Annotated in this window: 8 protein-coding genes and 1 CRISPR repeat array; of the genes, 3 read left to right on the top strand and 5 right to left on the bottom strand. The window is 70.7% G+C overall.

From position 1 onward, the window contains the following. Positions 1-5: 5 nt before the first annotated feature. Positions 6-887: direct repeats of the CRISPR family, unit length 38 nt; unit sequence GTCTGAGAAACCAGCCCCGAAAACGAGGGGATTAAGAC. A gap of 51 nt (positions 888-938) precedes the next feature. From ACE3T5_RS18050 to ACE3T5_RS18035, 4 genes are read right to left on the bottom strand one after another with little or no spacing between them, the layout of a single operon-like run. Further along, positions 939-2,498, bottom strand: a complete 1,560-nt coding sequence (locus ACE3T5_RS18050) for a tetratricopeptide repeat protein (RefSeq protein WP_374669493.1) — start codon at positions 2,496-2,498, stop codon at positions 939-941. Continuing rightward, positions 2,498-3,451, bottom strand: a complete 954-nt coding sequence (locus tag ACE3T5_RS18045) for an alpha-E domain-containing protein (RefSeq protein WP_374669492.1) — start codon at positions 3,449-3,451, stop codon at positions 2,498-2,500. The genes ACE3T5_RS18050 and ACE3T5_RS18045 overlap by 1 nt, the downstream gene beginning before the upstream one ends. Before the next feature lie 12 nt (positions 3,452-3,463). Beyond that, on the bottom strand, positions 3,464-4,996 hold the full coding sequence (locus tag ACE3T5_RS18040; RefSeq protein ID WP_374669491.1) for a circularly permuted type 2 ATP-grasp protein: 1,533 nt from the start codon (positions 4,994-4,996) through the stop codon (positions 3,464-3,466). A gap of 44 nt (positions 4,997-5,040) precedes the next feature. Then, a complete protein-coding gene (locus ACE3T5_RS18035) occupies positions 5,041-7,491 on the bottom strand; it encodes a DNA internalization-related competence protein ComEC/Rec2 (RefSeq protein ID WP_374669490.1) in 2,451 nt (816 codons plus the stop codon). A gap of 7 nt (positions 7,492-7,498) precedes the next feature. On the opposite strand from ACE3T5_RS18035, the gene ACE3T5_RS18030 reads away from it, so the two are divergent. Beyond that, entirely contained in the window at positions 7,499-11,020 is a 3,522-nt protein-coding gene (locus ACE3T5_RS18030) for a DUF2126 domain-containing protein (protein WP_374669489.1), read from the top strand. A gap of 104 nt (positions 11,021-11,124) precedes the next feature. Here ACE3T5_RS18030 and putA read toward each other — a convergent pair whose 3' ends face one another. Then, a complete protein-coding gene (gene putA, locus ACE3T5_RS18025; protein WP_374669488.1) occupies positions 11,125-14,925 on the bottom strand; it encodes a trifunctional transcriptional regulator/proline dehydrogenase/L-glutamate gamma-semialdehyde dehydrogenase in 3,801 nt (1,266 codons plus the stop codon). Between the two features lie 93 nt (positions 14,926-15,018). Between putA and ACE3T5_RS18020 the strand changes: the two genes are divergently transcribed. Both ACE3T5_RS18020 and ACE3T5_RS18015 read left to right on the top strand, forming a co-directional pair. Then, positions 15,019-15,489, top strand: coding sequence for an Lrp/AsnC ligand binding domain-containing protein (locus ACE3T5_RS18020; protein ID WP_374669487.1), 471 nt, complete (start codon positions 15,019-15,021; stop codon positions 15,487-15,489). 69 nt (positions 15,490-15,558) lie between these two features. After that, positions 15,559-16,151, top strand: a 593-nt coding sequence (locus tag ACE3T5_RS18015) for a circularly permuted type 2 ATP-grasp protein (protein WP_374669486.1), incomplete at its 3' end; no start/stop codon positions are given.

Here is a 16,151-nt window from a genome sequence, read left to right as displayed (position 1 = left end):
GCCGTGTCTGAGAAACCAGCCCCGAAAACGAGGGGATTAAGACGCCCGAACCGCTTGTTCAGGCCCATCTCGTGTCTGAGAAACCAGCCCCGAAAACGAGGGGATTAAGACCTGAAGTTGGCCCTGGTCAGACGGTCAGGGACGTCTGAGAAACCAGCCCCGAAAACGAGGGGATTAAGACTTGCGCAGGAAGCCCGCCGCGCAGCGGTAGCCCGTCTGAGAAACCAGCCCCGAAAACGAGGGGATTAAGACCAAGTGAAATGCACCAATCGAGGGTTTCGCACGTCTGAGAAACCAGCCCCGAAAACGAGGGGATTAAGACGGGATACCTATCGGGTCGCGTCACCCGTTAGGGTCTGAGAAACCAGCCCCGAAAACGAGGGGATTAAGACCTGATGCGCACGAACACCTTGCGAGTGACGATCTGTCTGAGAAACCAGCCCCGAAAACGAGGGGATTAAGACGTCGTTCTTGTAGGCGCGATACTCTTCTGCCGTGAGTCTGAGAAACCAGCCCCGAAAACGAGGGGATTAAGACGTCAATCTCGTTGTAGAAGCGGTGCGCGTAGTTGTCTGAGAAACCAGCCCCGAAAACGAGGGGATTAAGACAGTCCTGCCCGTCCTGCACGACCGGCACGGCGTCTGAGAAACCAGCCCCGAAAACGAGGGGATTAAGACTGCGATCTCCGGGACCATCGTGTCCACCTCGCAGTCTGAGAAACCAGCCCCGAAAACGAGGGGATTAAGACCTTGCGCAGTGCCGCATTCTCGCGCTCCAGCGTCTGAGAAACCAGCCCCGAAAACGAGGGGATTAAGACTCATAAAAACCCCCCACCTCCTGCTTATAAGCGTCTGAGAAACCAGCCCCGAAAACGAGGGGATTAAGACCGGGGCCTGAGGTCACTTTCAGCAAGCTGGACCAGCACGCTAACCTGGATGCTACGGATTCACCAGCTGGGCCTTCAGCGCATCACCCACGCGCCCCACCTGCGCCCCACGCGACTCACCAAAGTCACGCCGGAACAGCCGCGCCGTCGGGTACCACGGCGAATCGTCCCGCTCCAGCAGCCAGCGCCAGTCCGCATTCGGTGGCAGCAGGATCCACACCGGCTTGCCCAGCGCCCCCGCGAGATGGGCGATGGCCGTGTCGACGGTGATCACCAGGTCCAGCGCCTCGATCGTCGCGGCGCTGTCCGCGAAGTCGCGCCACTCGGGCGTGAGGTCGGTCAGGCCGGCCTCGGCGACCGGCATGTCCGTGGCCGGGCCCGCGTCCCCCTTCTGCAGGCTGTAGGCCTGCACCCCGGGCAGCCGCGTGAGCGGCAGCAGCGCCGACAAGGGGATCGCGCGGTTGCGGTTGTTCACCTGCTGCATGGAGCCGGACCACGCGAAGCCCACGCGCAGGCCCGGCCCCTGCGCGGCCAGGCGCTGCGCCCAGCGCTCGCGCGGCTCGGCGGGCGCGCGCAGGTAGGCCACTGGCGCCGGCACGCTGGCGAGCGTGGTGCCCAGCCGCGCGGGCAGGTCCATCAACGCGGCATGGCCGTCGACCGTGAGGTTGCGGCCGGGTGTGAGGCATTCCACGCCCTCGAAACTCGCTTCCACCAGCGGCACCAGCTCGGGCTGCACCACGCAGGCCACCCGCGCCCCCTGCGCCTGCAGCAGCGGCACATAGCGCAGGAACTGGATCACGTCGCCCAGGCCCTGCTCACCGTAGACCGCGAGCGAAACGCCCGCGAGCGGCGTCGCGGCGGGGCCAGCCCATTCGTGCGCGGACTGGTAGAAGGCCGGTCGCTGCATGCGCTGCGTGTCGCGCCAGCGGCACTCGTACCAACGCCAGCCCTCTTCCAGGCGGCCGGCCAGCAGCAGCGTGAAGGCGAGGTCGAGTTCGGCCAGCACGAAGCCGGGTTGCATCGCCAGCGCGCGGCGCAGCGCCTCCTCGGCTTCGTCCAGCCGGTTCAGGTTCAGCAGAGCGGTGCCGAGGATGCGCACGGCGTAGGGATGTGCCGGCCCCAGTTGCACGGCGCGGCGCGCGTGCGCGAGCGAGCCCTCGAAGTCCTCCAGCCGCCACAGCACGCCGGCCAGGTCGACGTGCGCCTCCAGGAATTCGGGCTCGCGTTCGATGGCTTCGCGGTACAGCGCCACCGCGCGCTCCAGGTGGCCGCGCTGCTCCTGGCAGAAGCCGCCATGCAGCAGGTTGCCACGCGTGCGCGCGCCGAACTGCTCCAGCAGGTGGCCGTAGAGCGGCGCGGCCTGGGCGTACTCCCTGCGCGCGAGCAGCAGGTCGGCCAGTTCCTGCACCGGCTCCGCCTGCGTGGGCGCAAGCCGCGCGGCATCGCTCAGCCAGGCACAGGCCGTGAGGCCGTCACCGGTGCCCGCCAGCGCACGGGCCAGGCCCATGCGCGCCGGCACCGAGGCGGGCTCCTGCCGCAGCGCCTGCTGGAAGACCTGCACCGCTTCGTGGTAGCGCCCGCCGGCCAGCAGCGCGGCGCCCTGCTGCAACATCACGCGGGCAACAGGAAGTCGCGGCTGATGCGGCCGCCCAGCTCGTTCACACGGTCCAGGAACTGGGTCAGGAAGGCATGCAGCCCGTTGGCCAGGATCTCGTCGATGTCGCCGTACTGCAGCTCGGCGCGCAGCTTGCCGGCGCGTCGCTCGGTCTCGGCCGACTGGCCGTTGGACACCGCGGCCAGGTTGGCCACCACGTCGTTCATGCTGGCATGCAGCGAGCGCGGCATGTCCGCCCGCAGGATCAGCAGTTCGGCCACGCGCTCGGGTGTGATCACGTCGCGGTAGACCTTGCGGTAGATCTCGAAGCCGGAGACGGAACGCAGGATTGCGCTCCAGTGGTAGAAGTCGTACTCTTGGTCCTTCTCGCTCGCGGCACCGAAGAAGTCGCTCTGCACCGCGTGGAACTTCACGTCCACCAGGCGCGCGGTGTTGTCCGCGCGCTCCAGGAAGGTGCCCAGGCGCATGAAGTGCAGCGCCTCGTCCATCAGCATCGTGCCCACGGTCACGCCGCGCGAGAGATGCGAGCGGAACTTGACCCATTCGAAGAACTGGCCCGGGTCGCGCTCGAAGTCGCCGCCGCGCAGCATGCGGTTGAGTTCCAGCCAGGTCTGGTTCTGCGTCTCCCACACCTCGGTGGTGAGCGAGCCGCGCACCGCGCGGGCGTTCTCGCGGGCGGCGCGCAGGCAGGAGACGATGGACGAGGGGTTGCTCTCGTCGTCCACCATGAAGTGCATCACGCGGTCAGGCATGATCTCGCCATGCCGGGCGGTGTAGGCGGGCATCAGCTCGCTGATGGAGAGCATGCCCTGCCAGCCCACGCGCGAGACGGCGGCGGACTGCGGCAGCAGCGAGGTCTGGTAGTTCACGTCCAGCATGCGGGCGGTGTTTTCCGCTCGCTCGGTGTAGCGGGACATCCAGAAGAGGTGATCGGCGGTGCGTGACAGCATGTTCTTGTCCCCTCAGACTTCCAGCACCCAGGTGTCCTTGGTGCCGCCGCCCTGCGACGAGTTGACCACCAGGGAACCCTCCTTCAGCGCCACGCGCGTCAGGCCGCCGGGCACCATCTGCACCTCCTTGCCGGAGAGCACGAAGGGCCGCAGGTCGATGTGGCGCGGCGCGATGCCGCTTTCCACGAAGGTGGGGCAGGACGACAGTGACAGCGTGGGCTGCGCGATGTAGCCATCGGGCTTGGCGATCACGGCCTGGCGGAAATCCTCGATCTCGGCCTGGGTGGCCGCGGGGCCGACCAGCATGCCGTAGCCGCCGGCGCCATGCACCTCCTTCACGACCAGGTCCTTCAGGTTCGCCAGCACGTACTTCAGATCCTCCGGGTCGCGGCACATGTAGGTGGGCACGTTGGAGAGGATCGGCTTCTCGCCCAGGTAGAACTCGATCATCTTCGGCACGTAGGGGTAGATGGACTTGTCGTCCGCCACCCCGGTGCCGATGGCGTTGCACAGCGCCACGTTGCCGGCGCGGTAGACATCGAGCAGGCCGGCGCAGCCCAGGGTGGAGGTGGGCCGGAAGGCAAGCGGATCGAGGAAGTCGTCGTCGACGCGGCGGTAGATCACATCCACGCGCTTCGGGCCGCGCGTGGTGCGCATGTAGACGAAGCCATCCTTCACGAACAGATCCTGGCCCTCGACCAGCTCCACGCCCATCTGCTGCGCCAGGAAGGCGTGCTCGAAGTAGGCGCTGTTGTACATGCCGGGGGTGAGCACCACCACCGTGGGATCGTCGGTGGTGGAAGGCGCGGAGGCGCGCAGCGTCTCCAGCAGCAGATCCGGGTAGTGCATGACCGGCGCCACGCGATGCGTGCTGAACAGCTCGGGGAACAGCCGCATCATCATCTTGCGGTCTTCCAGCATGTAGCTCACGCCGCTGGGCACGCGCAGGTTGTCCTCCAGCACGAAGTACTCGCCTTCGCCCTTCGCGTTGGGCGCGCGCACGATGTCGATGCCGGCGATGTGCGAGTAGAGCTGGTTGGGCACGTTCACGCCCATCATCTCGGGCCGGAACTGCGCGTTCTTCAGGATCTGCTCCGCCGGCACGACACCGGCCTTGATGATCTCCTGCCCGTGATAGACGTCGTGGATGAAGCGGTTCAGCGCGGTGACCCGCTGCACCAGGCCTTTTTCCATGTCGCGCCATTCGCCCGCCGGAATGACCCGCGGGATCAGGTCGAAGGGGATCAGGCGCTCGGTGCCGGCGCCGTCCTCGTCCTTGGCGCCGTAGACGGCAAAGGTGATGCCCACGCGGCGGAAGATCATCTCCGCCTCCTCGCGCCGGGCCTTCATCAGCTCCGCCGGCTGGCGGGCCAGCCACTGGGCGTAGGTCTGGTAGTGGGCCCGCACGTCGGCCGCCCCTTGGACCCCTTGTGACTGCGACTGGCCCTGGCCGGCGCCCTGCACCTGGCGCTGCGAACCCGCAAGCTGGAACAGGGGCTGCCCAGGGGCCGGCAGGCTGGCAAACATCTCGTCGAATTTCTGCATGAGCGCGATCTCCGAAACACAGGATAGCAAGTTCCAGGCCGCGATCAGCCCTCCTTTGCCCGGTGATGCCAGTAACGCGGCGTCAGTTTCCGTTGGCAAAGCACCTCACCGGGCGCCCATGAACGCCAGTGCGCCGCGCCGCATTCGGCGGACGCCACCACCTGAATGCCCCGATCGCGCAGCCGCTGCAGCACAACCGGCGCCGGATGGCCGAAGCGGTTGCGATAGCCGGCCTGCACCACGGCCACCGCCGGCGACACCGCCACCAGGAAGGGCGTGCTGGAGGAGGTGGTGCTGCCGTGATGCGGCACCAGCAGGAAGTCGGCCTCAAGCGGCGCCCCGGCGCGCACGAGCGCGGCTTCCTGCGGCTGCTCGATGTCGCCGGCCAGCAGCGCGGCCCCCTCCGCCGTGGAGATTCGCAGCACGCAGCTCACGGCGTTCGGCCGCACGCCACGCGGCGGCTCGCCGGCCGGCGGATGCAGCACCTCGAAATGCACCCCATCCCAGCGCCAGCTGCTGCCGGCCACGCAGGCCCGTCCCGGCCGCAGGCGCAGCAGCGGGTGATCCGCCTCCAGGGAGCTGAGCAGGCCCGCCTGCGGCTGCATGCGCAGCACCGCGGCCGCCCCGCCGGTGTGGTCCTGGTCGCGATGGCTCAGCACGACCTGGGCCACGGTCTCGCCGCCGGCGCGCAGCAGGGGCACCAGCACGCGCTGGCCGGCATCCGTCTCGCGGCTGTAGGCCGGCCCGGTGTCATACACCAGCGTGTGGTGTGCCGTGCGCACGATCACCGCGTTGCCCTGCCCCACGTCCGCCGCGAGCAGCTCGAACCGCCCTTCGGCCGGCCGCGGCGCCTGCCACAGCAGCACCGGCAGCAGCAGCGGCAGGCCCAGCAGCCGCCAGGCCAGCGGCCCCTGCATCGCCAGCAGCAGGCCGCCCGCGACGCCTGCCGCGCCAGCCCACAGCGGGGCGGCGGGCGACGACCAGGTGGCCCCCGGCAGCAGTGCCAGCAGCTGCAGCAGGCCGCCCAGCGCGTCGACCGCCAGCGCCCCCAAGGTCCAGAGCGGCGCCCACAGCACCCCCGCCAGACCGAGGGGCGTGACGACCAGCGTGACCCAGGGGATGGCGACCAGGTTGGCCAGCAGGCCCACCGCGGACACCTGCTGGAACAGCAGCAGCGACAGGGGCGTGAGCGCCACCGTCACCACGACCTGCTCGCGCACCAGCTGGCGCAGGAAGCGGGTCGCGCGCGCCAGCCGCGTCGCGCGCTCCGGCGGCACCTCGGCCCGGGTGGTGGCGAACAGCACGCCGACGGCCACGAAGCTGAGCCAGAACCCGGCCTGCGCCAGGGACCACGGGTCGGCCGTCACCACCACGGCCGCGGCGGCCAGCCAGATGGCCGGCCAGGGCCAGCCGCGCCCTGCCAGCCGCAGCAGGGCCACCGTGGCCAGCATGCACACCGTGCGCTGCGCCGGAACGCCCCAGCCGGCAAAGAGCGCATAGGCCGCCGCGCAGAGCGCACCGCCGACCAGGGCCGCATGGGGCGCCGGCCAGCGCAGCATCAGGCCCGGCACGCGCCGCCAGGCGGCGCCGATCAGCCCCGCCGCGAGCCAGGCGAACATCGTCACGTGCAGGCCGGAGATGCTCATGAGGTGGGCCACGCCGGTGGCGCGGAACACATTCCAATCTGCGCGGTCGATGGCGCCCTGGTCGCCGACCACCAGGGCCGCCAGCACACCGGCCAGGCGCGCGTCCGGCACATGCGCGAACAGCGCATCACGCACCGCGTGTCGCGCGCGCTCCACCGGATGCCGCCAAGTCTGCGCCAGCAGCGTGGGCGCCTCGCGCGGGCCCGCACGCACATAGCCGGTGGCCTGCAGGCCCTGCTCCCACAGCCACAGCTCGTAGTCGAAGCCATGCGGGTTGACGTGTCCATGGGGCGCCTTCAGCCGCGCGACGAGCTGCCAGCGCTGGCCCGGCCGCAAATCGGGCGGCGTCCGCTGCAGATCGACGCGGCCGGCGGCCGCGGCCTCGGGTCCACCGTACCAGCCGAGAAGAAGGTCCTGGGGCACGGGCACCGGCTGGCCCGACGCCAGCGCCGCCTCCACCCGGAAGCGGAAGCGCACACCGGCATCGCTGCGCTGGGGCATGGCCGCGACCACGCCGGTGAGCTGCAGGTCGCGGCCCTCCAGCGCCGACGGCAGCCGCGCCTGCAGGCGCGCCTCGGCGCGCAGGCCGGTGACGCCCGCGGCCGCGCAGGCCGCCCCTGCCAGCAGCAGCGCGGCTTGCAGGCCCGCGAGGCGAGGCCGCCCCAGCCAGGGCGCCGCGAACAGCAGCAGGCCCGCGAGCAGCAGCCCCGCGTGCGCCCACGCAGGCCACAGCTCGGCCTGCTGCAATTGCAGCGCCGGCCCGAGCACCAGGCCGGCCAGCCCGGACGCCAGGCCGCCGGACGGCCGCGCCGAATGGTCATCGCTGCCTGGCTTGCCTCTTGCTACCATGACCGCCATGTCCATCCATGCCGCCCTGAACCACGTCACCCACTACCGCTACGACCGGCCCGTGCAGCTCGGTCCCCAGGTGGTGCGACTGCGCCCCGCACCACACTGCCGCAGCAAGGTGATCTCCTACTCGCTGCGAGTGGAGCCCACGGGCCACTTCATCAACTGGCAGCAGGACCCCTTTGCGAACTACCAGGCGCGGCTGGTGTTCCCGGAGAAGACGACCGAGTTCAAGGTCACGGTGGACGTGGTCGTGGAGATGGCGGTCTACAACCCGTTCGACTTCTTCCTGGAGCCGAGCGCCGAGAAGTTCCCCTTCGCCTACGCACCCGAGGTCGCGCAGGAGCTGGCGCCCTACCTCGCCTGCGAACCCGCCGGGCCGCTGGTGCAGGCCTACCTGGACCGCATCGACCGCCGGCCGCGGGCCACCATCGACTTCCTCGTGGCGCTGAACCAGCAGTTGCAGCAGGACGTGCGCTACCTGATCCGCATGGAGCCGGGCGTGCAGAAGCCCGAGGAGACGCTGCAGAAGGCCAGCGGCTCCTGCCGCGACTCGGGCTGGCTGCTGGTGCAGCTGCTGCGCCACTGCGGCCTGGCCGCGCGCTTCGTCTCGGGCTACCTGATCCAGCTCAAGCCCGATGTGAAGGCCCTGGACGGGCCCAGCGGCACCGAGGTGGACTTCACCGACCTGCATGCCTGGTGCGAGGTGTACCTGCCTGGCGCCGGCTGGGTCGGCCTGGACCCCACCTCCGGCCTGCTGGCGGGCGAAGGTCACATCCCGCTGGCGTGCACGCCGCAGCCCTCGGGCGCGGCGCCCATCGAAGGCCTGGTGGACGAGGCGGAGGTCGAGTTCAGCCACCACATGGCGGTGACGCGCATCCACGAGTCGCCGCGCGTGACCAAGCCCTACACCGAGGACCAGTGGGCCGAGGTGCAGGCGCTGGGCGAGGCGGTGGACCGCGAGCTGGTGGATGGCGACGTGCGCCTCACCATGGGCGGCGAGCCCACCTTCGTGTGCGTGTCGGATCGCGATGCTCCCGAGTGGAATACCGACGCATTGGGCCCCACCAAGCGGGGCTATGCCACGGAACTGGTTCACAAGCTGCGCGCGAAATACGGCGCAGGCGGCTTCCTGCATTTCGGCCAGGGCAAGTGGTATCCGGGCGAGCAGCTGCCGCGCTGGGCCCTGTCGATCTGCTGGCGCGCCGACGGCCAGCCCTGCTGGCGCAACCCCGACCTGTTCGCCGATGAGCGTCAGACCTTCCGCTACACGGCCGAGGACGCGCAGCGCTTCATCAACCGCCTGGCGCAGCGCCTGGGCGTGACCGACAAGTACATCCAGACCGGCTACGAGGACGTCTTCTACTACCTCTGGCGCGAGCGCCGGCTGCCGGTGAACGTGGATCCGTTCGACACGCGCCTGGACGACGAGATGGAGCGCCAGCGGCTGCGCCGCATCTTCGAGCAGAAGCTCGATTCGCCAGTGGGCTATGCGCTGCCGCTGCAGGCCAATGCCGGCAGCCCCGCGCTGGCGGGCCCGGTGTGGACCACGGGGCCCTGGTTCTTCCGCGACGAGCGCATGTACCTGATGCCGGGCGATTCGCCCATGGGCTACCGGCTGCCGCTGGACTCGCTGCCGTGGGTGAGCGCGGGCGACTACCCGCACCTGATCGCGCAGGACCCGTTCGATCCGCGCGCGCCGCTGCCGCAGCCGGCGGCCCTGCGCGCCCAGTATCCCGACGGCCGGTTCGGCCCGGCGCAGGGTGCCGCGGGCCAGTTTGCCGAAGGCGGCACCGTGGCCGGCGGCGCGCTGGCGGGCGGCACCGGCCTGCCGGGGGCCACGGTGTGGCCCGGTGCCGAGGCCGCCAATCTGCACGGCGAAGGCGAGCCCTCGCACGCCACCACGGCGCAGGCCACGCGCACGCCCAGCCGCTTCGAATCCGCCCACTGGATCACGCGGACCGCGCTGTGCGTGGAGACGCGCGACCCGCAGCGTGCCAACGGCCCCAAGGCCGAGCGCGAGCATGGCGGCCAGAGCGGCGTGCTGTACGTCTTCATGCCGCCCCTGGCCAAGCTGGAGGACTACCTGGCCCTGCTCACGCAGGTGGAGGCCACCGCCGAGGACCTGGGCGTGAAGATCGTGCTGGAGGGCTACCCGCCGCCGCGCGATCCGCGCCTGAAGCTGCTGCAGGTGACGCCCGATCCGGGCGTGATCGAGGTCAACATCCACCCCGCGCACGACTGGAACGAGCTGGTCGATCACACCGAGTACCTGTACGAGGCCGCGTTCGAGTGCCGCCTGACCGCCGAGAAGTTCATGACCGACGGCCGCCACACCGGCACCGGCGGCGGCAACCACTTCGTGCTGGGCGGCGCCACGCCGGCCGACTCGCCCTTCCTGCGCCGGCCCGAGCTGCTGGCGAGCCTGCTGCTGTACTGGCACAACCACCCCAGCCTCAGCTACCTTTTCAGCGGCCTCTTCATCGGTCCCACCAGCCAGGCCCCGCGCGTGGACGAGGCCCGCAACGACCAGCTGTACGAGCTGGAGATCGCGCTGCGCGAGATCGAGCGCGCCCGGCAGATCCACGGCCAGGGCATGCCGCCGTGGCTGGTGGACCGCACGCTGCGCAACATCCTGGTGGACGTGACCGGCAACACGCACCGCAGCGAGTTCTGCATCGACAAGCTGTACTCGCCGGACAGCAGCACCGGCCGCCTGGGCCTGCTGGAACTGCGCGCCTTCGAGATGCCGCCGCACGCCCGCATGAGCGTGGTGCAGCAGCTGCTGATCCGCGCGCTGATCGCGCGCTTCTGGAACGAGCCCTACCGCGCACCCGTCACCCGCTGGGGCACGGAGCTGCATGACCGCTGGCTGCTGCCCAGCTTCGTGTGGATGGACCTGCAGGATGTGCTGGCGGAGATGCGACAGGCCGGCTACGCGTTCGACGACGCGTGGTTCGCGCCGCACTTCGAGTTCCGCTTCCCGATGGTCGGCCAAGTCGATGCGATGGGCGTGGAACTGACGCTGCGCAATGCGCTCGAGCCCTGGCACGTGATGGGCGAGGAAGGCGCGCCGGGCGGCACCGTGCGCTACGTCGATTCATCGCTGGAACGCATCGAGGTCAAGGTGACCGGGCTGAACGAGAGCCGCTATGTCGTCACCGTCAACGGCCGCGCGCTGCCGCTGCAATCGACCGGCACCGTGGGCGAGTTCGTCGCCGGCGTGCGCTATCGCGCCTGGGCCCTGCCCTCGGCGCTGCACCCCACCATCGGCGCGCACGCGCCGCTGACCTTCGACATCGTCGATACCTGGATGAACCGCTCGCTGGCGGGCTGCCAGTACCACGTGGCGCACCCGGGCGGCCGCAACTACGTGACCTTCCCGATCAACGCCTACGAGGCCGAGAGCCGGCGCCTCTCGCGCTTCTTCCGCATGGGCCACTCGCCCGGCCGCACCGTGGTGCCGCCGGCGTCGATCAACGTGCCGGGCAGCCGGGAGTTTCCGTTCACGCTGGATTTGCGGCGGTAGGGGGAACGCTGGGGTTGCGCTGCGCTCCACCCCAGCCTACGGAGAGCGAACCACCTCGGCTGGCTTGCGTAGGCTGGGGTGGCAGCGCAGCGAAACCCCAGCGATCACCCGATCGTCATCAGCGACGCGTTGCCACCCGCCGCGGCGGTGTTGATGCTCACGCTGCGCTCGGTCACCAGGCGATGCACCGGCACCGATGCATCGCCGGGCGCAAGCCGCTCGACGCCGATGACAGGCCCGGCGCGTTCCGCCAGCTCGCGCTGCACGCGCCGCAAGTCGTCCTCGCTGCCGTGCAGCAGCACGGCATCGAAGCGGGCTTCCGGCGCCGTCCAGTCGCTCGCCAGCACGATGGCGGCGCGCACGTCAGGCGGCAGCACCTGGGCGAGCCCCGACGCCTCCGCCGGCCACACCGCGCGGCTGCCCACGGCCAGCACGCCGGCCAGTTGCAGCAGCCGGTCATCATCGGTCGCAGCCAGGCACAGCACCGCCTGCCGCGGGGCCAGGCTGTAGACATTGCGCTCGCCCGTTGGGCCAGGCAGCACCAGCGAGGCACCGGGCCGCGCGGCCCGGGCCGCGTCGTCGCAAGCCTGCGCCAGCGTAGCGCGACCCTGGGCAGACGCCCACGCCCGCAAGGCGCGCAGCGGCGCGGACATGGCCGTCGTCGCAGGCGCAACACCCCCGGCGGCTGCCGCTTCGGACAAGCCCAGCGCGTTCCCCAGCGCGTTCCCCAGCACGTCCCGCGGCGCCTGCGCCAGCAGCCGGTACAGGTACAGCGGCCCGCCCGCCTTGGGCCCCGTGCCAGACAGGCCTTCGCCGCCGAAGGGCTGCACCCCCACCACCGCGCCCACCATGTTGCGGTTGACGTAGATGTTGCCCACGTGCGCCGCCTCCAGCACGCGCGCGATGGTCTCGTCGATGCGCGTGTGCAGGCCCAGGGTCAGGCCGTAGCCGGTGCGGCGGATCTGCAGCAGCAGCGCGTCCAGCTCCTCGCGGCGCCAGCGCAGCACGTGCAGCACCGGCCCGAACACCTCGCGCTGCAGTTCGTCCAGGCTCCCGATCTCGATCACCGTCGGCAGCACGAAGCTGCCTTCGGTGAGCGCATGCAGCGCCGGCGCGGCCACCTGCAGCACGCGCCGGCCACGCGCGCGCATCGTGTCGATGTGTCGCTGGATGCCAGCGCGCGCCTCCTCGTCGATCACCGGCCCCACGTCGACCGCCAGACGCGACGGATCGCCCACCCGCCACTGCGCCATCGCGCCCAGCAGCATCTCCAGCACGCGGTCGGCCGCGTCTTCCTGCACGCACAGCACGCGCAGGGCCGAGCAGCGCTGGCCCGCGCTGTCGAAGGCGGAAGTCAGCACGTCGGCCACCACCTGTTCGGCCAGCGCGGAGGAGTCCACGATCATCGCGTTCTGCCCGCCCGTCTCCGCGATCAGCGGCACGGCGCGACCGCCGACGCCCACGCGACCCGCCAGCGTGCGCTGCAGGATGCGCGCGACCTCGGTGGAGCCAATGAACAGCACACCCTGCACGCGCTCATCGGCCACCAGCCGCGCGCCCACCGTCTCCCCCGGGCCGGGCAGCAGCTGCAGCGCCGCGCGCGGCACGCCGGCCGCATGCAGCAGGCGCACCGCTTCCGCCGCCACCAGCGGCGTCTGCTCCGCCGGCTTGGCGAGCACGGCATTGCCCGCTGCCAGCGCGGCGGCCACCTGGCCCGTGAAGATCGCGAGCGGGAAGTTCCATGGGCTGATGCACACCACCGGCCCCAGCGGCTGCGAGGCACCGTCGGCGAGCTGCTCCGCCGCCTGCCGCGCGTAGTAGCGCAGGAAGTCCACCGCCTCGCGCACTTCCGCCACCGCGTTGGCGGCGGACTTGCCGGCTTCGCGGATCAGCAGGCCCAGCAGGCGCTCCATCTCCGCCTCCATGCGGTCCGCCGCACGCAGCAAGGCCCGCGCACGCTCGCTGGCGGGCGTGGCGGCCCATGCGGGTGCACCGGCCTGCGCGGCGGCAAGTGCGGCATCCACATCGGCCTGCGTGGCCTCGTGCACGATGCCCACGAGATCACGGCGGTCGGCAGGGTTGCGCACCTCCACGGTGGCGCGGCTCGCGTGCCCCACCGCATCGGCCAGGATCGGGCCCGCCTTCCAAGGCGATGACGCCTCGCCGGCCAGCTGGTGCGCCAACCGCGCCAGCTGCAGCTCGTCAGCGAGGTCGAGGCCGCGGGAGTTGGCGCGCTCCGCACCGTACAGATCACGCGGCAGCGGAATCGCCGGATGCGGCAAGCCCGTCGCGCCCTCTTTCAGTGCAGCCGCCTCCACCGTGCACACCGGGTCTTCCACCAGCGCCTCCAGAGGCAAAGAGGCATCGGCGATGCGGTTCACGAACGAGGTGTTCGCACCGTTTTCGAGCAGACGGCGCACCAGATAGGCGAGCAGCGTCTCGTGCGTGCCGACCGGCGCGTAGATGCGGCAGGGCCGGCCCAGGCCGCCGGCGGAGGGGGCCGCCACCACCTGCTCATAGAGCGGCTCGCCCATGCCGTGCAGGCACTGGAACTCATACTGCGTGGGCGACCAGCCGGCCGGCCCCGCCATCTCGTGGATGGCCGCGAGCGTGTGGGCGTTGTGGGTGGCGAACTGCGGGAACACCGCATCCGGCGCGGCCAGCAGCTGGCGCGCGCAGGCGAGGTACGCCAGATCGGTGTGCGGCTTGCGTGTGTACACCGGGTAGCCGGCCTGGCCGTCGACCTGGGCGCGCTTGATTTCCGAATCCCAGTAGGCGCCCTTGACCAGCCGCACCATGAGCCGGCGGCCGCTGCGCCGCGCGAGATAGATGAGGAAGTCCACCACCGCGGGGCAGCGCTTCTGGTAGGCCTGCACCACGAAGCCCAGGCCGTTCCAGCCCGCAAGCTGCGGCTCCAAGGCCAGGCGCTCCAGCAGGTCGAGCGAGAGCTCCAGCCGGTCCGCCTCTTCCGCGTCGATGTTCAGGCCGATGTCGTAGCGCTTGGCCAGTGCGGCCAGGCGCACCAGCACGGGCAGCAGCTCGCCCATCACGCGGTCATGCTGCGCGCGACTGTAGCGCGGGTGCAGGGCCGACAGCTTGATCGAGATGCCCGGCCCCTCGTGGATGCCGCGCCCGGCCGCCGCTTCCCCGATGGCGTGGATGGCCGCCTCGTAGGCGTGCAGGTAGCGCTCGGCATCCTGCGCGGTCAGGGCCGCCTCGCCCAGCATGTCGTACGAGTAGCGGAAGCCCTGCGCCTCGCGCGGACGCGCATGGGCCAGCGCCTGGGCGATGGTCTCGCCCGTGACAAACTGCTCGCCCATCATGCGCATGGCCAGATCCACGCCCTTGCGGATCAGCGGCTCGCCGCCCAGGCCCACCAGTCGCGCCAGGGCCGACGACAGGCCCGACTCGCTGTGCGTCGCCACGAGCCGGCCCGTGAGCAGCAGGCCCCACGTTGCCGCATTGACGAAGAGCGACGGGCTGCGCCCCAGGTGCGCATGCCACTGGCCCTGCGCGATCTTGTCGCGGATCAGCGCGTCGCGCGTCGCCGCATCCGGAATGCGCAGCAGCGCCTCCGCCAGGCACATCAGGGCCACGCCCTCCTGCGAGGACAGCGCATATTCGCGCAGCAGGCCCTGCACCAGGCCCTCACGGCCGGCATCGGTCTTGCGTTCACGCAGGCCGCGCGCGAGGCGCATCGCCAGGGCCTGCGCCCGCTCGCCCGCCTCCACGGGCAGGCGGGCCCGCGGCAGCAGCGCGGCCACGGCCTGCGGCTCCGGCAGGCGCCACGCGGCGGTGATCGCGTCGCGCAACGGGGAGCGATCGGGGCGCGTCGGGCCGAGGAAGTCCGTGAACGGCGGCCGCAGCGCGGCGCGTGGCGATGCAAGGGGGGTCGGGGCGGTCATGGCGATCGGCAAGGGGACTGAAGATGCCGAATGATCTGCCGTCTTTCTTCGAATTAAACTCGGAATCAGTTTCCAGAGACCGAATTTTTCACCATGAACGCGCCTGCCCTCGACCGCATCGACCGCCGCATCCTGCAGGCCCTGCAACAGGACGGCCGGCTCACCAACCTGAAGCTGGCCGAGCAGGTGGCGCTGTCGCCCACCGCGGTGCTGGCGCGCGTGCAGCGCCTCACCCGCGACGGCTACATCCTGGGCTACGAGGCACGCCTCAATCCGGCCCTGCTGGGCGCGGCCATGCTAGTCTTCGTGGAGGTGCAGCTGGATCGCACCACGCCCAACGTGTTCGAGCAGTTCAAGGCCGCCGTGGAGGTGCACCCCGAGATCATGGAGTGCCACATGGTGGCGGGCGGCTTCGACTACCTGCTGAAGACGCGCGTGGCCGACATGCAGGCCTATCGCGCCTTCGCGGGCACCACCTTGTGGCAGCTGCCCGGCGTGCGCGAAACGCGCACCTATGCGGTGATGGAGGAAGTGAAGAACTCCACCCATCTGCATCTCGCATGAGCGCGCACGGGCGCGCATACAACAGCCGGTTGGACCCATCATGACCGCGATGTGACAATAGGCCGGCCCGTGGACCAACCCGACCCCTCGCTGTTCGGCAGCCCTGCCGATGAGACGCCGGCCCAGCTTGCCGCCGCACTCGCACCGCCCGCCACGCCCGGCCACTTCGACGAGCTGCGCGGCGCCGAGGCGGCGCCAGTGGACGCGGCGGCGCATGCCAGCGAGCCCGCGCCTGTCGCGCCCCATTGGGCCCGCTTCTTCGACACGCTGGGGCGCGAGGGCTTCGCCGACCTGAACCGCCGCACGCAGAACCTGCAGCGGCAGGTGCGCGACAACGGCATCACCTACAACGTCTATGCCGATGCGAACGGCCCGCAGCGGCCCTGGTCGCTGGATCTGTTCCCGCTGATCCTCACGCCGCCCACGTGGCAGCGCATCGAGGCCGGCGTGCTGCAGCGCGTGCGCCTGCTGGAGGCCATGCTGGACGACGTGTACGGCCCGCAGACCCTGCTGGCCGGCGGCCTGCTGCCGCCCGCGCTGGTGCAGGGCCACCCGGGCTACCTGCGCGCCATGCACGGCGTCAAGCCGGCCGGCGGGCGGCGGCTGCACATCGCCGCCTTCGACCTGGCGCGCGATGCCGATGGCGCCTGGTGGGTGGTGAC

It is taken from the genome of Ramlibacter sp. (genome assembly GCF_041916345.1).
Classification (GTDB): domain Bacteria; phylum Pseudomonadota; class Gammaproteobacteria; order Burkholderiales; family Burkholderiaceae_C; genus Ramlibacter.
Note: the sequence above shows the minus strand (reverse complement) of the source record. Positions and strands in the feature narration are given on the sequence as shown.